Origin of the sequence: Desulfurococcus sp. (assembly GCF_049970475.1) — an archaeon.
Taxonomy (GTDB): domain Archaea; phylum Thermoproteota; class Thermoprotei_A; order Sulfolobales; family Desulfurococcaceae; genus Desulfurococcus; species Desulfurococcus amylolyticus.
The window spans coordinates 1-17,016 of sequence record NZ_JBMFMW010000016.1; the positions used below are offsets into that span (position 1 = coordinate 1).

Below are 17,016 nucleotides of genomic sequence, written 5' to 3' on the forward strand. Positions count from 1 at the left end.
GGTTATCATAGCCCGCCAGGTAGACCCTGCTTCCATTGATCCAGAGCTTACCAGTATACATATACGAGTCTACACTCCCGCTCAGAGTCTTGTTACCAATGGAGTTTAAATCCTTATCAAGCAAGTAGATTACATGTCTCCAATAGCCACCATTATTCTCCTCTCCGGCAACAACCACTAGGTCGCCTACCAGGCCACCCTTATAAAGGCTGAGCGAGAGAACTCCTAGGTTAATCTTCTTAACGAGGTCTCCATTCCTGTTAAACCTTACTATATAGTCCCCGTCCCCTATAATATACGCATAACCATCACCATCAAAGAACACCGCATACGCCCTACCAGGTATTCCTGGCCTAATGGTTTTAACCAGTGTCATTGATTCCGGATCCACGATCTCGATCCACCACTCTAAAATCCCCTTAGCCGGATTAGAGATGTAACCTACACCCCATAACTGTCCTGTAACAGGGTTTACTCCTAGACTGTGTAAAGTGGCGAAGACATCTCTTGAACCCTGCGAGATATATGTGTCAACCGTATTGAGGTCTGCGTTAAGCTTCTCCACACGGAAAACCTGGTTGCCCGCAATCCAGTCAAATCCCCCTACGTAGAGATAGCCATTATAACTAGTAATAGATGTAGCCCATCCCCCCACTTTCTCGATCACATAGCTCGTTAAACCTGGGTCAACTCTCAAAACGTAGCTAGGGTATCCGTAGCCTACAGAATAGATGTAGCCCCCCATTACATCACAATCCCATAATCCCTCGTATCCGTAGCCCGGGTTATATGTCCAGTTATTTCTAAGCTGTCCAGTCCACGGGTCTCGTGCCTCAATCCTGAATTGTTTACCACCTGGCATAGAATCGTAGCCAACCACTATTAATGAATCATTAGCAAGACATGTTACATAAGGACCGTCACTGCCGCTGCTGGGATTACTGTATTGTACCCAGAGCACTTCAACTCCGGGTGCTCCCCATGCCTGGGCATGGTAGGGGTTAGTTAAAGCCATTATGGAAGCTATAATAATCACTACAACAATACATGTAATGATTTCACCCTTAAGATGCAATCTTATCCCCCATCATAGTATCTATCTTTACTACTCTATAAGCATTCATCTCCACTGGTCACATAATCATTTCTCAATAAACAGGTAGTAGAAGGTAAACCTTCTTTCCGAATCCTTTAAGATTTTTTCTCATCCCCTTCGATATCAGGTGGTGTTTCCTGGGGTGGCTCTTGCGGCAGGATAATGATTGGTTTTGTATAAGCCAGTGCTTCAGCTATCTTCCTCCTAGCAGAATCAAGGATCCTCCAGTATGTTGCTTCCGAGACATTCATTCTCGCAGACGCTTCTCTAACGTTCAACCCTTCTAGGTAGGCTAGTCTAAACGCTTCTAGCTCGTCGTGGAACAATACTATACCGTTGAGCACGCTATGCGGGGAGTATAGTGTAGAAGGGATGAAAACGATATTCCCGTAAAAGAATTCAACCCTTCTCGGAACTGGGGGTCTACCGCCCCTCCAGCCCTTTCTACAACCGTGGCCTTTAAACCCGTTCATAACTATTATACCTGCTTAGACTAATGATTTCCTAGAGCCTATAAATTATTTAGAGAGTTAAGTTTAAAAACCTTTGAAATATATTTCAAAATTAGGTGTTCCAAATGGGATGGCAGAGAGATTACTGGAGCCCTTGGCCAGGCCACGGTCCCTGGAGCCATCTACCTCCATGGATGAGGCCGGGATGGGTCCTGTGGTGGGGGTATAGAGGAGCACCCCCAGTGTATCCGTATTCGGCGACCCCAACTATGACGAGAGAAGCTGAGATAGCTTACCTAGAGAACCTTAAGGCATACCTACAGGATACCCTGAAGTATATTGAAGATAGGCTTAACCAGCTTAAGAGCTCGAAGTAGTATGCTGCCTTCCTAGGAATTCTTCGAATACTTTTAAATCTATATTTTTAAATGCTTCATTGCTTTTCTATAATTTCAACCTCCCAGCCTCTTAACGAAGGTCAAATATAGCATCCAAGCCTATAGAACCAGATCTCGTATGGGAGATTCTTTTTAATGCCTAAGGCTTTGTAAGCGGCCTGGAGTAGTAGCGTGCTTCACTGTTTCAATGGGTAGGCATAGGTTATGCTGCTCCCATGAACACCGGGGTTTCAGGCTCCGCAACTCGGATTCAACATCTCTATCGCCTACTATGACGATACACTCGCTATCCCTAACACAGTACTCCGAGTATGTTTCCTCGGGTTTCGAGACCTTGAGCCTAGAGCACCACCTGTTTGAGTATGTTGGGGAACCTCTAGAAGGGAGAAGCCGGTTCTTCACAGCCTCTACATTCTCCATAATATGATTGTAGTTGTACCTAGAAACCTCCCCTAGGCTTACTGCTTCAGCCAACATATTTCTCAACACCGATCATCTCTAAATAAAGTATTCTGCTGCATCGACACCGTTTATGATAAAGTGTTTGTCCCCCGAGATCCCTTAGCGCAAGATACCAGTCTTCCGGCAACCCTACTACACTAGACATAAAAACCAGGAAGTCTGAGAGCAAATATATCATGGTAGACCCTGGGCATTGATAATGAATACTCTTATCCGCGGATGCATCATGCCAATCACTCAAAGCAAAGCTCCGAGTACATTATTTCAAGGTCTTATATCTGATCCCCTCTCACTCTGGATGGCGGGCTTTCAGCTGTAAGTGCTCTATGAAGCCGAACCCAGCTGGAATTATGAACATTGAACGATCTCTATCAGTGTTTTTAATCAGGTGTCTGAAAAGGGAAGGCGGGCCCGCGGGGATTCGAACCCCGGGCCTCCGGCTTAGGAGGCCGGCGCCCTATCCTGGCTAGGCGACGGGCCCTTCCCATCCAGCATTATCCTTTAAGTTGTTTAGGGATTATAAGTGTTTTTATTGCTCGTATTGTTTAAGCTTATAAGCCTGGCTTTTCCATGTTTACTAAATGATGCCGCCGTAGCTCAGCCTGGTTAGAGCGCCGGACTCATACGGGTTCACGGGTCCGTACCGAGGTCTGCCCAGGGGAGATCCGGTTGTCCCGGGTTCAAGTCCCGGCGGCGGCATCTTGTTCTTTAAGTTACTAAAGCCGTGATGTGACCGCCAGATGCTGAGTTGGTGATGGGTCTTTCAGCGGTCTGAGCTACATGTTTTATTTTTATTTTATAATTTTGTAATTCTTGTATTGGAGGCGTGGATCATGGGTGCCCCGTACTTTGTGATGGGTGAGGTTAAGAGCCTGAGTGTTAAGCGTAGGAGCATACATGAGCTTCTCCTTGAAATGGCTGATACAGCGTTCCAGGGTAGGAGTCTAGGCGAGGCATACCGTGTCCTTATAGATATGTTTAGCGATGAAGATAACCTCGTGTTCCTAGGGCTCGCTGGATCCATGAGTACTGCAGGTATGTGGAGGATCATTAAGTGGCTTGTAGAGGAGAGATATGTTGATGTAGTGGTCTCGACTGGTGCTGTAATAAGCGAAGACATCTATGAAGCCATGGGCTTCAAATACTATAAGACACATCCCTGCGTCAACGATGAAGAACTCCTCAGATATAAGTATGATAGATTCTACGATACCGTTGCCAACGAGGAGGACTATAGGAAAATGGAGAAGCTAATACAGGAATTTATTGAAACCCTACCAGCTGGAAAAACCTACAGTACAGCCGAGTTCCTTCACGAATTCGGGAAATACCTGAATGAAAAAGGAATTAACAGCATTGTAGCTGCAGCATACAGGGCCAAGGTACCCGTGTTCTCACCAGCCCTAGTTGACAGCGGCTACGGTATGGGCGCTCTCCTAGCATATAGGAGGGGACACAGGATAATCCTGGACATGGTGAGAGACTTCTACCATATAGTAGAGATAGGTAGAAGGGCTAGTAAGCTCTCAGCAATATATATTGGGGGAGGAGTACCAAAGGACTATGTAAACCTTGTAACAGTAGCTCAAACCTTGATAGGAGAGTACGAGGAAGGCAAACATGATTATTACAAGAGCCTAGAGTATGTTGTACAGTTCACAACCGATGCACCACAGTGGGGAGGACTCAGCGGTGCAACCCTAGAGGAAGCCGTGAGCTGGGGCAAGGTGTCGCCTAAGGCTAAAAAGAAAGTAGTCTACGTTGATGCTACAATAGCTTTACCAATAATAGCTCATGCACTAGTGGATGGTGGCATTAGGAGAAGAAGACCAGCAGACCTATCATGGTTTTTCAATAATCCACCATGACCACGGGTCCAGTAAAAACTCAAGTCCCCGGAAGTCTTTGTTTCACTATTAGTCTTTTCAAGGGGCTAGCGCTAAGATAAGGGATATTATTGATAATGGATAGAGGTATTTCCATAGATATCTCACTGCTTGCTCAGGCTTGTAACGTGGCAGCGAGGCATCGATTATTGTTAACACAGCAAATACTATTGTCGTCTTAACCAGTATTACAAGCGTTCCCAGTATCCAGTCACCGTTGAACGGCCAGGCTCCTCCAAGGAAGAGCAGTACGTATATTAATGGGTAGACTATTTTCTCAGCAAACTTAGCGAAGAATCCAAGAGCTAGCCTAGGGCCTCCTAACTCAGTGAATATACCCCAGTATAGCTCCGACTCAGCCTCCGGGGTATCGAAGGGTTTAATCATTAATATACTCATCAACCCTAGGAAACCCGCAATAGATGCCAATACCATTGAGAGCGTTTTCAATGGGTTAATAGTCCAGAGCTGGGGAGATACCAGTGATGTAGGGTAGAGCGAATATCCTGCATTAAAGTATCTCGATGCGATTATTACTGGTACAAGCATCGAGATAGCGTAGGCTGGTTCACTAGAGAATAATAATGCTATGTAGCGTCCAGCACCTATTACAGTATACGGGTTTGGATGAGCTACGGCTAGATAGGCTAGTCCGAACGGTATTAATAGTAACAGGTATAACAGTATAATTATATCGAAATCGGCGTATAAGGGTTTTATCGCGATTGGTGTTACCGAGAACACCGTTATCAATGCACCTATTACAATGGATATCACGATAAGCGGGCTTGCTCTTAAACTATATTTGTTGACCAGGTCCTTCTTCATTACAAGCTTCAATAAATCAGCTAATGGTTGAAGTAGTCCAGCTGGACCAACGTAAACCGGCCCTCTTCTATACTGTATCCTGGCGGTGATTTTTCTACTGAGCCACTGTGTAAATATTATGAATGCTATTGCGAATAATAGGCCTGGATATATGAGGGCTTGTATAAGGAATATTATTGGATCCATCATATCGATCACCCAAGTATAAGCAACACAACAACTAATGCGATTAGTAGTAGAAGCCCTATGAAGTACCAGTCCGATAAATACGATGCAATACTCCTCTCCAGCACCTTACTACCACGTCCCCAAGCCCTCTTCAATATATCGACAACTATCTCCGTAATAGAAGGCACCTCCACTTTATCTACTATGAATCCCCCCATTACAGGTAGCTCGGTGACTTCATCACGGAGGCTAGGTACTCTGCTAGCTATTGCCTTCTGGAAGAAGACATAAAATACAATATATACTATGAAACTCGTAAAAACTGTTTGAAGCAGTATGAGTAGTAGGAATGCCTGTATATCCACCTGGACCACCTCACCCGAATATCCTGCTGAGGTATTTCTCGAACTCAGAGGAGACCTCCCTATAAGCACCCTCATCGCTTATATCTGTGGGTGTCAACCAGTGTACATAGTAGACCTTCTTCTCTTGATCCAGGTCAACGACTACTGTTCCAGGGGTATTGGTTATACTGTTCGCTATAAAGACCACACCGTAATCACTTGATACCCTGTATGGAACTCTAACTATTGCTGGCTGTACATCAATGTTCCTGGAGAGGATGACCTTTACTACACTCCAGTGCGCCTTGGCCTCTATGATGGTGAAGTATTTGATCAAGTAGTATACTCCAAGCATGATTCTTCTAATAGATACCCCTCTCAACCCGGTGGTGAGTTCCATCTTGAATATATATGCAATAACCAAGCCGATTACAATGGCTAATGTTAACTCGACAACATCGAATACCCCTGTATAGACCAGGTAGACTACTATACTAAGTAATAAAGCCAACAGAATAGATGACTTATTCATTCTCCTCCACCTCTAAACGCTTAATATTAAGCGTGCCAGTAGCCTTAGCGATTTTCAATGATATGGAAGAGAGAAAAATGAGCTGAGCTAGACCTATTACTATACCTGTAACTATAAGAACCTGAGGCACTGGATCAACAGACCTACTGATAAATGACTCTATATCACCAGGGGACCCAGGTAGATTGGGGTTCAACAGTGTTCCACCTGGATATACTGGAGGCATGGATGCATTAATCCTGTATCCCATGAAGACTAGTAAGACGTAGACAGCGTCTGAAAGTATCGTAATGAAGATCATTTTCTTAACTATGTGGCTCCTCGTCACAATACCGTATAGAGAATAAGATATTGTTAACACTATTACAGCCACCATGTAGTACCATATATATGTTTCAAGGCTCACACAGCATCACCCTCGAAGACCTTGGTTAAATACATTAATGCTAGAGTGAAACCAGTTGAAACAGCTAGGAACTCAAATAGGTTAAGCCAGAATAGTACACCGGATAGAAGTACCTGTCCAAACGGGGTTTGTATTACCGCGGGGAAGCTGAACAGCGATCCCGGCTTATAGAGGTTCTGGAAGAGATACGCGTTTACGGAGCCCAGTAAACTATAGATGACCGGGACCAGGCCAAGCAGAAATATAAGTGACACCGCTAGAGACCTAACTCCAAGTAGCTTACGATTGGTGAATCCCTTCTCCTCGAGTACACTGCTTCCAAAGACTAATAGCATTACAAGCGGTGCAATGACGAAGATGCTGCCGCCCTGGAAGCCTCCGCCAGGCGTTAAATGACCATGCAGTGCTATCGATACACTGACCGCCACTATGATTAGCACGACAAACATTGACACGGTCCTCACTATAATAGTCATCTCCTTTGCCGAGGTTCCCCCACGTATACTGGTTTTCTCCAAAACAAGCATAGAGCTCACTATTGCCAGGAATAATACGCTTGTCTCAAAATACGTGTCGAAGCCTCTCTGATCCCATATAACACTAGTTACCACTTCGGTGCTAATAGAGGTCCACGGTGAGCCTGGATACACTACGTTACCTAGATATATCTGGGCTAACCCGGTTAGAATCTGTGCATCATAGCTGGCGAGCCCTGTATACACTAATACCACTATTACCAATATAGATAGAATAACAGGTATTATTATGGATGCATAGTTATTCCTCATATCTCTCACCCTTGCTTAACACATATACAAACAGTACACTGTTTACTCCAAGCCCTATGGCGATGTATGCTATAAGGAGATCCGGTGCAAGGAAGTATGATAATGCCACTGCGTAAAACACCGACTCTATACTAGAGTAGACAACGGCTTTCAAAACATCCCTTTCCCTCAACACAGCCAGTGTAGCAATGAATGCTAATGTTAGACTAATGACTGCGAGAAATATCACTCCCCGTCACCCCCCTTATCCTCCCTTAATCTATCAACAGTAATAATTGGCTTGGCTTCCCCACTATGATAGGCTGCCCTAGCCAGGATATGGGAGCCAGCCGGGGTTCCAAGAGCTATCAGTACTGCTGCTATTAGGCAGACTCCAGACATGTATGCCTTGAAATATATGTCTACATCTAGTGACAAAGCTATAATGGCAAGCCCTATCAATGGGTAGAAGCCACCACCAATAGTGCCTACTGTTGCAGCATGTAGCCTCATATAGAAGTCCTTCAATCTAAAGAAGCCAATTGACGCTATTATATCGAGTACTCCTCCAATTATTGTGAGACCCAGCCCTATGTAGAACAGGATCAAGTCAATCATTATCCATTCACCTCTTCAATAGGTATCTGGCTATAATTAGATCAAGCAGGAAAATCCATGCCGCCAACGGTATTACACCTATGAGAAGTAGTGGCGACCTGTAGTATAGCGCTATTATGGCTAGGATCACCACTAGATCCACTGATAAGGCATCCACAGCTAGAACAGCGTCTGGTAGAGTCTTCGATGTCAGAACCCTGGCTGAATATATTATCATTGCAGTAGTAAATAAGCCTGCCATGAATGGTAGAAACAACTCTAAAAGCCCATATTCAACCATTCTACGACACCTCCTTATCTCCGGATCCTTGTTGATAGGATTTACTATATGGTAGAGTGAAGTAAGACTTAGTAATGGTTATACTCGCATTTGACAATAGCTTTAACTCGATTGGCTGCCTCAACAGGGTTGATTTATCCACTGTGAATAACTCGTAACCTGTAGCAGTAGTCATCGATAACGCGTTAAATGGGCAATACTCTACACATAGGCCGCAGAATGTGCATTTATGGAGATCAATTCTTGGAAACCTCTTGCGTGGATTCTGTGGGTAATCGCCATCAGCCGTAACCATGTCTATAGCATTAGCGGGGCACACCTGCTGACACATTGAGCACCCGGTACACTTTAACATATCTAGTACATGACTACCCCTAGTCACCGGAGTCTTAAACGGTTTATCTATTCTGGGAACCTGCCTCGTATACGGCTTCCTTAAAAGGTATTTAAGCGAGTTTGAGATCGAGGCTACAACCATTCACTATCACCTGTCAATATCTGGTGCACATGGATCCAGTGACGCGAGTAGAATGGGGAAGTCTGCTATTGTGACCTCGTCGCGTTTCACTATATATTCTACCACGGTGGTCATCAATGGTAACGACATACTCTTCAACCTGACCCTGTAGGGTTTTCTCCCCCCGGTGCTTATAATGTGTATCATATATTCTCCTCTAGCTGATTCGACCCTTGCAATGCCCTCGCCTGGTGGAGCAGTTAAAGGTAGTTTAACGCGTAAACCTCCCTCGGGATCAATTCTTTTAACGCTCTCACGTATTATTTTCAGACTCTCATATATCTCACGGAACCTCAGGACACTTCTATCATATGCATCGCCATTCTGTACTATGGGTACCTCAAACTGTATCTTGTCGTAGTTCAGATATGGTGTAACCTTTCTCAGGTCGTAAGGTAACCCGGCTGCCCTTAGCACCGGTCCTGTGACCCCTAGCTCTAATGCCTCCTTACTGCTTAACCTGCCAACGCCTCTAGTTCTATCACGGAATATATTATTCTTTAAAAGTGCTGCCTCAACATCTCTCACTTTCTCCTCGACGAAGTTCGTTAATCTAAGGGTATCTTCTACAAAGGATTTTGGAAGTGGATATCTTACTCCACCGGGTACACTGATATTATGGTAGACCCTGTGTCCAGCGAACCTGGCAAACCACTTTAATATCTCTTCACGCGCTACTAGAGCCCAGTAAGCAGGTGTCCTCAATCCGGTGCTTCCACCTATGAAGTGAGACCAGAAGAGATGGGATGCAATCCTGGAGAACTCTGCTTGTATCATGCGGATATATTTAGCGTTCTCAGGTATTTCAACCCCATGTATTTTCTCAACAGCCATAGCGTAGGCTATTTCAAGGGGATCGGGATCTTCAACGCAGAATCTGTAGCTTAGAACAACATTCATCTCCCAGGTTCTATTCTCCATCATTTTCTCGAATCCACGGTGAAGGAAGCCAGGTATAGTCTCCACGTTGACTACTCTTTCACCGTCAAGTGTTAGTTTAAATGCTATATTACCCGGTGCACCGGGGTGCTGCGGACCAAAGTAGATCTCTACGAGTCTACCTTTACCTGCCATACTTATACCCTCCATACATTGTTTTCACAACGAAACCAGCTGTGTCAACATCTTTCCTTAATGGGGGCGGCCCCTCCCAGTTACCGTCTAGGATCCACTTCTTTAATTCGGGATTATTCCTGAATACTACCCCCATGAACTCGTATACTTCTCTCTCAATGTACTTGGCCAGCGGAAATATATCGTGGACTGAATCTATCTCGGGGCTAGCCCTCTTCGCATATGTCTTTACCCATACCTGTGATCCATCAGAGGGGTTCTCGAGTACATAGTATACCTCGATGACCCCCTTGTCCGGATAATCTACCGTGTTAATATTTACGAAGAGTACATGTCCCTTGTTCTTTAAATCCATTAGTGCATCCCTGATCTTCTCCGGGTTTACACTAGTCTTACATATCTTTGATTTCTCGTCTTTCTCGTAGCATGAGGGGTAGGTCTCCTTGAACTCGTAGCTTACGGGCTTAGATGAGTCTTCCTTGATTTTCTCCTCGTATTCTCTCCTCCACTGTTTCTCAAGCTCCTCCCATTCACTTATCTTTTTGAACGCATCTGGTTTTATCTTAGACACGTAAGCGTTTAACGGGCGCTTCCCGAGATCTTTCCTAACATACTCGATCATGGATAAATAATCATCGGGCATCGGCATACAACCAGGTACCCATCCCTCTACCTCGATGAAGTCATCGAGCCTCTTGTATGTCGCATAGCTATCCCAGTATGGTCCACCTGTTGAAGTACAGTTGCAACCGGCTAATACAAGCTTGGGCTCCGGCATCTGCCTGTACATGTTTAAAACAAGTTTGACTGTCTTCTTTGTTAGATAACCCATACCTATATATAGATCGCTCTGACGTGGTGAGGGGGTTGGCATATAACCATATCTCTCCCAGTCAAGAGGCGCCATTACTAATGGCGGGAACTCTACTGCTCCACATGCCGAACAGTAGTGTATCATCCAGAGGCTTCTAGCGTAAGCCCATCTAGCAATCCTCTCAAGCATTTCATACTCACCTCCCGATAGCTGAAAGGGCTTTCATAACGTAGTTGAACCTCTCGTATATAAGTGATTGAGAGGCGGGCTCAATGAATCCCTGGGCCATGATACTATATGCGACTCCAAGAGCAACCACTATTATCGTGAAGACTAAAACGTAGGCTTCAACCACCCCTCTGGGCTTCCCTATGTTATCGCTATATGAGAGAACAGTCACTGACACGGCCTTAATGAAGCCGGCTAAGGCTAGCCCGCTTCCCAATAGGGCCACAATCAGTAATAATAGGAGTGATGGATCAGTGCCCATTGCATTAAATAAGTTGATGTAGAGCTCCAGCTTTGCTGAGAACAATACCGTTGGAGGTATACCTATAACTGCCACAGCACCCGTCACAAATCCAAGCTGCATTATTCTGCTTCCCCTGAAGACTCCCTGTAAATCACCTAGTTTATCACCGCCTCTGTTGGAGACCGCCCATCCACTAGTAATGAAGAGAAGCGGTTTCACAACAGCGTGAGCTACAACATATGCTAATACTACTGGAACACCCGATGGACCCAGAGATGCTGCTATCGCTATATATCCGGAATCAAGTATTACACTATACGATATTATACTGAGCAATCTATCCGAGTATAAGATGCCGAATCCACCGACAATTATTGTGATCATTCCAAGAACCCTGAGCATTAAGGCCACGGGCTCCGGGATCGCCGAGTACAATGTATAGTAAAGCCTCAGCAGCAAGTAATAGCCAACTGCCTCACCAACCCCGGCTAGTAGGCCGGCTATAGCTGGAGAAGCCACGCTATAGGCTTCGGGAAGCCAGAAATGTAGAGGTACTAGAGCTTCCTCAGCGATAAGGCTCCATGTCATGAGTATAAGTATGAATAGTATAACGCTTTCAAGAGGTAGAGAGGCATATATGGCTTTACCCAGTATAAAGAGCCGGGTGTTCCATGTAGCTATATAACCCATGTTTAATGCTCCAACAGCAAAATACATTAAAGTAGCCCCGAGGAAGTAAATAAGGCCCGTTACAAATGCCAGCAACCCATACCTTAATGCTGCTTTGTAGGCTCTAACAGTATTGCTTGCCGCAATCAATCCAAGCATAGATATGGTGAAGACCTCCAGCATGACGAATGAGTTGAATAAGTCGCCCGTATAAGTTACACCAAGGAGCCCTGCAACCAGACCCAGGTAGAGAGACATAGTGTACTCGTTGAGATTCAAGTCAAGGATGCCTAGAAGCGGGTACATAGCCAGTGAGAGTACAGCTATGATTAATCCCATCGATGCAGAGAACAAGTCAACCTCGTAAGCTATGCCTATCAATGAGGGAAAGCCTCCAACGACATAGATTAAAACGCCTCTCCTTGCCTCGAGATATATTAGCAACGCTGAAGCAGCCGCGAAAACAAGGTACAAACCACTGTAAACACGTAGAATAGATGCCCTCACCTTTAAAGCCTTAAATAATATGAGCGTGAAAGAGCCACCTATCAATAAGTAAACAGTTAAAGCTGGTAGCGCCTCCACGGGTAAACTGCCTGGCATTATATTCACCAAACCTAACGTTAGTCAGGTCTAACTAAAAATATGGGGAATATATAAATGTTTCCAATACACCATTGCATACATAAATCTATCAAGCCCTGTCCCTTCTTAGCCCTCAAAAAGATTGGGCTCTCACTCGAAACTAGGAAGCACCTGGAAAATGATTTGATTAGGGAGACCGGGTTTAGGTTTAAACCGGGCTGGTGATCAATACAACATCAGAGCAGCCATTACCTTGGCATCATTGACTAGGTTATCTATTTTAGCATACTCGTTTGGCTGATGAGCCATTTCATCAATAGTGCTCCACACAGCCGCAGGTAACCCGATTTTCCTAAAGAGCGCTGCAACTGTTCCTCCACCAATACCTCCTACACGTGGCTGAATCCCCCTTACCTCCCTTAAAGCTCTTTCAAGTAGCCTCACTATCTCGCTATCCTTTGGCGTGGGAGCTGGGGCATCAAGCCTTTGGAGAACCTCTATATTGAAACCTGGCTTTCCACTAGCTAGACCCTTGAATCTGCGTATCGTGTTTTTACAAGTATTTTTCATATCTCTTAATACATCATCTATACTGTACTTAGGGAGTATCCTGCAGTCAAATACAACACCATATTCTCCAGGTATAATGTTCGGCGCGTTACTTGGGTTGAACGTCATAGTCGGCTCAAAAGTGCTGAGCGGTGGATCGAAGAGCTCGTCTCTCTCCGAGTATTTTTTATATAGGTACCTGTACAGGTTGCTTGTGATCCTCGATGCAACAGCATGGGCATTAATACCCCTGTGCGGGGTACTAGCATGCGTCTGTGCACCAGTAATCCTTATTTTAACCCATAGGATGCTCTTCTCTGCTATCTCTATGAAGGAGCCATCGGGTACACCTGCATCGGGTACCAGGACGAGATCATTGTCCCTGAACAACTCCCTATGCTTTTCCACCAGGTATCCCAGGCCATACTTGCTTCCAGTCTCCTCATCGCTGACGAAGGCTAACACCACTGTTCTTCTAGGTTTCACGCCTAGCTCCATGAGGGCTTTTACAGCGTAAAGGGATGAAACAATTGCCTGCCCATTATCCTCACTGCCTCTACCATAAACCTTACCGTCTCTGATAACGGGTTCAAACGGCTTAGTAACAGTCCACTTGGATAAATCGCCTGGAGGAACAACGTCGAGATGACTAAGTATCCAGAGCCTAGACGCATTGGGATCGCTGCCCTCATAGTATGCTAGAATATTGGGTCTTACACCGTGTTTAACACGGGGATCAGGAGCATCATACCTCTCTATCTTTGTAAAGCCCCAGTCCTTGATTATATCAAGCAATCTAGCAGCCTTATCGTACTCGCCTTCACCACCATTATCAGGCCCGATGGCCGGTATACTGATCAACTCGGAGAGAGTCCTGGCCATTTCATCCCGCATAGAATCTATTCTAGCGATCACCTTATCAAGCAATCACATCACCATATACAACATTGATCCCGACACTAATTAAAAAGTAGATATAGAGACATCCTTATGAAGGAGCTTCCAGTTATAATGCTAATAAGCTCCTTTAGGACTGGGAGGAGACCGGCTGTTTCCAAACATTTGGAACCCGTTTGGAAACAAGACACCAAGAAGATAAAAACACGTCCAAAATATTTACAAGAATTCAGAAAGGATTCAGAACCCGCAACAGGCTGGAATCCGATTATTCCTTCCTTACTCTATATTTTTGTTTAAGGATTAAGAATATAAGTTGGGGCACGTTTAAGATAATGTGGTTATGGCTATGTACTTCCAAAACGAGATCGTGAAGGAGATAATTGAAAGGTATAGGCAGATATGGTCCATCGGTCATGCATTATCTCTAATGGGCTGGGATAGCGAGACCTATATGCCTAAGGCAGGAGTGGAAGAGAGGGCCATTGCCAGAGCCGAGCTCAGCCTTCTTGCCCAGCAGTTAATACTCAAACCCGAGTTTGTACAGCTCGTCGATAAAGCGAGTGGCTTAGAGGGGTTGAATGATTATGAGAAGGGTGTTGTTCGAGTACTCCAGCGTGAGATAAGGATTATGAAGGCGATACCTCCAAGACTCTTAGCTGAACTAGAGAAGACGACTCAGGAGGCGATGCATGCCTGGAGGATGGCTAAAGAAGCAAACGACTATGAGAAGTTCAAGCCCTACCTAGATAAAATAATCAAGCTCACGAGAGAGAAAGCGGATTACTTGGGCTGGAAGGAGCACCCATACGATGCTCTGCTGGATTTATACGAGGAGGGTTTGACCACGCGAGACGTGGATAGAATTTTAGAGCCCCTGGCTAAAGAGCTGAAAGCCTTGCTGAGTAGTGTCGTGCATGAGGGCAGATTCCCTCAGAAACACCCATTGGAAGATGAACGGTATGAGAGAGACTGGATGGAGCGGGTCAATTTAGAGGTCCTGAAGATTGTGGGCTTTCCTATTGGCGAGAGGTCTAGGCTTGATGTCTCAGCACACCCCTTCACAATATCCATCGGCTTAGACGATGTCAGAATTACAACGAGGTATGAAGGGTTCGACTTCAAGAGGAGCCTGTTGAGCACTATACATGAGTTTGGCCATGCTCTCTACGAGTTGCAGATCGATCCAGGCTTGAAATACACTCCCCTAGCCGAAGGCGCGAGCTTAGGCGTTCATGAGGGGCAGAGCCGTTTCTGGGAGAATGTAATCGGTAGGAGCCGTGAATTCGTAGAGCTCATATATCCTATATTAAGAAAGAATCTCCCGTCGGTAGGCAGATTCACGCCTGAGGAAGTCTACTTATACTTCAATACTGTTAGACCAAGCCTCATACGCACAGAGGCTGATGAAGTCACATACAACCTCCACATAGTATTGAGAGCCAGGCTTGAGAAGCTGATGATCGAAGGCTCAGTTAAAGCCGGTGACCTGCCTGAACTATGGAACAGCCTGATGGAGGAGCTGGTTGGCGTTAAACCTAAGACTTACAGTGAAGGAGTTCTACAGGATGTTCACTGGAGTATGGGCTCGATAGGCTACTTCCCAACATACACTCTAGGAAACATTATAGCAGCCCAGCTTAGGTACCATATTGAGAGAAAACTGAAATTATCCGAGAAGATCTCTCGGGGAGAATTCGAGTCTATAAGAGAATGGTTGAAAAATATGATTCACAGGTACGGTAGGACATACCCACCTAAAGAGCTTCTCAGAATGGTCTTCGGGGAGGAATACTCGGTAGAACCACTAGTGAAATATTTGAAAGAGAAATACGTGGGGTAATCTCTTAAAGTTTAAAGTTTTTCTACGCAGAATACTCAAAGCTGGATGAAATTTAGGGATTGAATCCTGCTAAGGCTAAGTTGAGCTAAGCTTGCCATCGAATACTGCCTTAATACTCCTTCTCCTGCTAACAGCGTCAAGCCCGGGCTTTCTCAGTGTTGAAGCAGATTTCCTGAACGATCTAGCAGACACCACAGGACTCATATTACCACTATTAAACTGTTATTTATCGACTTCAAAGAGTTACTCTATTAGGTAGGATAGGACTCCAGGAACCGGCATATTACTAACTTAATAACCCGGTGTATTACAGGGTGAAAGAAAATATTCTACAGTCAAGAACACGATGGTTGACCTGCTGGCAATGGTGGTCCCATTCATAGTTGCGTTTCCCGCTAATGGTGGTTTTAAATACTTCTTAATATTTGTAGTTCCGTTAGCGGGGTTAGCCCCTGGCCTGGGCTCACTTGCTTCACCTAGACTGCATGGGGCTCGGTCGAGCCCAACGCCACGGGGCTCCCATCTGAGGAGAAATATCTTAACCCGGTGTTAATAGCTCCAAATAACGTCTCTATCTAGGGTTAATCCATTACCTAGCCTAGCTAGTCTCAATAGGACTTTAGCTACTTTCACCCTCTTCCACCCTCTCACCGCAATGCGGATCACAGAGGGGGTGTATCTTGCTATGGGTTTGCCTGTGAACGGGTCTCTTGATGCCAGGTATGCTTCTGAAACCTCTACAACATGTACTGGCTCACTGTTTAAAACCTCTACGAGTCTTACAATACTCCACTGGTGCAGTCTATGCTTCAAATTATTTTTCTTGGTTTTCTCAACCAGCCTCTTCTTACCCTTGTGAACATTGTCGATAACCACTATCGCTGACGACTATGTACTCTGCTTGAGGAATATTCTTACTGACCCAGAGCTTGAGGGCTTCAACCTGTTTATCGAGAGATCACTCCTCTGTGTACTGCTAGATACTCTAGCGTATATCGCTACACGCTTAATCCTTTGAACACATTTGAGAACTCTCTCGACCTCACTATACGGGATCCTCCACCTACCGTTAACATTATAAACAGTAATCCTACCACTCTTAATCCACTTAATCACAGTAACCCTAGACACATCAAGAATTCTAGCAAACTCAGTTGTACCTAGATAGTGCTCGCCCATAATGCTCCAAGTATCTAAGTTATCTACAAATTTGCAATAGCCTACAGGTAGGAGCCCGTATCCGGCGTTAGTTGAATCTAATGTTGTTTCCAGCGTTTTCAATAATTAAAGGTATTTAAAAGGGGAGTGCGGCGGCCGGGATTTGAACCCGGGATCTCCGGCTTGGGGGGCCGGCGTCCT

22 protein-coding genes and 2 tRNA genes are annotated in these 17,016 nt (G+C 45.1%); 4 read left to right on the top strand and 20 right to left on the bottom strand.

Features of this window, described 5'->3' with window-relative positions:
- Positions 1-1,075: hypothetical protein (locus tag ACP5N5_RS01950; RefSeq protein WP_428131987.1), on the bottom strand; the 1,075-nt coding region annotated here is incomplete at its 3' end.
- Between the two features lie 116 nt (positions 1,076-1,191).
- A complete protein-coding gene (locus ACP5N5_RS01955; protein WP_428131991.1) occupies positions 1,192-1,569 on the bottom strand; it encodes a DUF134 domain-containing protein in 378 nt (125 codons plus the stop codon).
- 104 nt (positions 1,570-1,673) lie between these two features.
- On the opposite strand from ACP5N5_RS01955, the gene ACP5N5_RS01960 reads away from it, so the two are divergent.
- The gene (locus ACP5N5_RS01960) at positions 1,674-1,925 is read left to right on the top strand and encodes a hypothetical protein (protein WP_428131997.1); all 252 of its coding nucleotides are present in this window, start codon (positions 1,674-1,676) and stop codon (positions 1,923-1,925) included.
- 153 nt (positions 1,926-2,078) lie between these two features.
- On the opposite strand, the gene ACP5N5_RS01965 is transcribed toward ACP5N5_RS01960, so the two are convergent.
- Positions 2,079-2,423: a hypothetical protein gene (locus ACP5N5_RS01965; RefSeq protein ID WP_428132003.1), complete on the bottom strand. Its 345-nt coding sequence runs from the start codon at positions 2,421-2,423 to the stop codon at positions 2,079-2,081.
- A 391-nt stretch (positions 2,424-2,814) separates the two neighbouring features.
- Positions 2,815-2,889, bottom strand: a tRNA-Arg gene (locus tag ACP5N5_RS01970).
- Between the two features lie 105 nt (positions 2,890-2,994).
- Here ACP5N5_RS01970 and ACP5N5_RS01975 point away from each other — a divergent pair.
- Both ACP5N5_RS01975 and ACP5N5_RS01980 read left to right on the top strand, forming a co-directional pair.
- A tRNA-Met gene (locus ACP5N5_RS01975) sits at positions 2,995-3,107 on the top strand.
- 134 nt (positions 3,108-3,241) lie between these two features.
- Positions 3,242-4,276: a deoxyhypusine synthase gene (locus ACP5N5_RS01980; RefSeq protein ID WP_048058874.1), complete on the top strand. Its 1,035-nt coding sequence runs from the start codon at positions 3,242-3,244 to the stop codon at positions 4,274-4,276.
- A gap of 57 nt (positions 4,277-4,333) precedes the next feature.
- Here the strand turns inward: ACP5N5_RS01980 and ACP5N5_RS01985 are convergent, their stop codons facing one another.
- From ACP5N5_RS01985 to ACP5N5_RS02045, 13 genes are all read right to left on the bottom strand, one after another.
- Positions 4,334-5,311: a complex I subunit 1/NuoH family protein gene (locus ACP5N5_RS01985; RefSeq protein WP_428132011.1), complete on the bottom strand. Its 978-nt coding sequence runs from the start codon at positions 5,309-5,311 to the stop codon at positions 4,334-4,336.
- 5 nt (positions 5,312-5,316) lie between these two features.
- Entirely contained in the window at positions 5,317-5,655 is a 339-nt protein-coding gene (locus ACP5N5_RS01990) for a hypothetical protein (RefSeq protein ID WP_428132017.1), read from the bottom strand.
- Between the two features lie 10 nt (positions 5,656-5,665).
- A complete protein-coding gene (locus tag ACP5N5_RS01995) occupies positions 5,666-6,166 on the bottom strand; it encodes a Na+/H+ antiporter subunit E (protein WP_428132020.1) in 501 nt (166 codons plus the stop codon).
- Positions 6,159-6,572 (bottom strand): Na+/H+ antiporter subunit C, encoded by a 414-nt coding sequence (locus ACP5N5_RS02000; protein WP_012608615.1) that lies wholly within the window; start codon positions 6,570-6,572, stop codon positions 6,159-6,161. The genes ACP5N5_RS01995 and ACP5N5_RS02000 overlap by 8 nt, the downstream gene beginning before the upstream one ends.
- Positions 6,569-7,360 (bottom strand): MnhB domain-containing protein, encoded by a 792-nt coding sequence (locus ACP5N5_RS02005; RefSeq protein ID WP_428132026.1) that lies wholly within the window; start codon positions 7,358-7,360, stop codon positions 6,569-6,571. The genes ACP5N5_RS02000 and ACP5N5_RS02005 overlap by 4 nt, the downstream gene beginning before the upstream one ends.
- Positions 7,350-7,589, bottom strand: coding sequence for a Na(+)/H(+) antiporter subunit B (locus tag ACP5N5_RS02010; RefSeq protein WP_012608617.1), 240 nt, complete (start codon positions 7,587-7,589; stop codon positions 7,350-7,352). Before ACP5N5_RS02010 ends, ACP5N5_RS02005 begins: the two co-directional genes overlap by 11 nt.
- Entirely contained in the window at positions 7,586-7,957 is a 372-nt protein-coding gene (gene mnhG / locus ACP5N5_RS02015; RefSeq protein WP_428132035.1) for a monovalent cation/H(+) antiporter subunit G, read from the bottom strand. The genes ACP5N5_RS02010 and mnhG overlap by 4 nt, the downstream gene beginning before the upstream one ends.
- A gap of 7 nt (positions 7,958-7,964) precedes the next feature.
- On the bottom strand, positions 7,965-8,237 hold the full coding sequence (locus tag ACP5N5_RS02020) for a monovalent cation/H+ antiporter complex subunit F (RefSeq protein ID WP_012608619.1): 273 nt from the start codon (positions 8,235-8,237) through the stop codon (positions 7,965-7,967).
- 1 nt (position 8,238) lies between these two features.
- Positions 8,239-8,715, bottom strand: coding sequence for an NADH-quinone oxidoreductase subunit I (locus tag ACP5N5_RS02025; protein WP_012608620.1), 477 nt, complete (start codon positions 8,713-8,715; stop codon positions 8,239-8,241).
- Positions 8,716-8,721: 6 nt separating this feature from the next.
- Positions 8,722-9,843 carry an NADH-quinone oxidoreductase subunit D gene (locus tag ACP5N5_RS02030; protein ID WP_012608621.1) on the bottom strand — a complete coding sequence of 374 codons (1,122 nt, stop codon included), beginning with the start codon at positions 9,841-9,843 and terminating at the stop codon, positions 8,722-8,724.
- A complete protein-coding gene (gene nuoB, locus ACP5N5_RS02035; protein WP_428132047.1) occupies positions 9,818-10,831 on the bottom strand; it encodes an NADH-quinone oxidoreductase subunit NuoB in 1,014 nt (337 codons plus the stop codon). The genes ACP5N5_RS02030 and nuoB overlap by 26 nt, the downstream gene beginning before the upstream one ends.
- Before the next feature lie 7 nt (positions 10,832-10,838).
- The gene (locus tag ACP5N5_RS02040) at positions 10,839-12,386 is read right to left on the bottom strand and encodes a proton-conducting transporter membrane subunit (RefSeq protein WP_276814712.1); all 1,548 of its coding nucleotides are present in this window, start codon (positions 12,384-12,386) and stop codon (positions 10,839-10,841) included.
- 207 nt (positions 12,387-12,593) lie between these two features.
- Positions 12,594-13,811 carry a M20 family metallo-hydrolase gene (locus ACP5N5_RS02045; RefSeq protein WP_428132065.1) on the bottom strand — a complete coding sequence of 406 codons (1,218 nt, stop codon included), beginning with the start codon at positions 13,809-13,811 and terminating at the stop codon, positions 12,594-12,596.
- Positions 13,812-14,163: 352 nt separating this feature from the next.
- Here ACP5N5_RS02045 and ACP5N5_RS02050 point away from each other — a divergent pair, with 352 nt between their 5' ends.
- Positions 14,164-15,657: a carboxypeptidase M32 gene (locus ACP5N5_RS02050; protein WP_428132051.1), complete on the top strand. Its 1,494-nt coding sequence runs from the start codon at positions 14,164-14,166 to the stop codon at positions 15,655-15,657.
- Between the two features lie 75 nt (positions 15,658-15,732).
- On the opposite strand, the gene ACP5N5_RS02055 is transcribed toward ACP5N5_RS02050, so the two are convergent.
- From ACP5N5_RS02055 to ACP5N5_RS02065, 3 genes are all read right to left on the bottom strand, one after another.
- Positions 15,733-15,861, bottom strand: coding sequence for a hypothetical protein (locus tag ACP5N5_RS02055; RefSeq protein WP_428132055.1), 129 nt, complete (start codon positions 15,859-15,861; stop codon positions 15,733-15,735).
- 345 nt (positions 15,862-16,206) lie between these two features.
- Complete coding sequence (locus ACP5N5_RS02060; RefSeq protein WP_428132058.1) at positions 16,207-16,533, bottom strand: hypothetical protein; 327 nt, start codon at positions 16,531-16,533, stop codon at positions 16,207-16,209.
- A 12-nt stretch (positions 16,534-16,545) separates the two neighbouring features.
- A complete protein-coding gene (locus ACP5N5_RS02065; RefSeq protein WP_428132061.1) occupies positions 16,546-16,836 on the bottom strand; it encodes a helix-turn-helix domain-containing protein in 291 nt (96 codons plus the stop codon).
- Between the last annotated feature and the right edge of the window lie 180 nt (positions 16,837-17,016).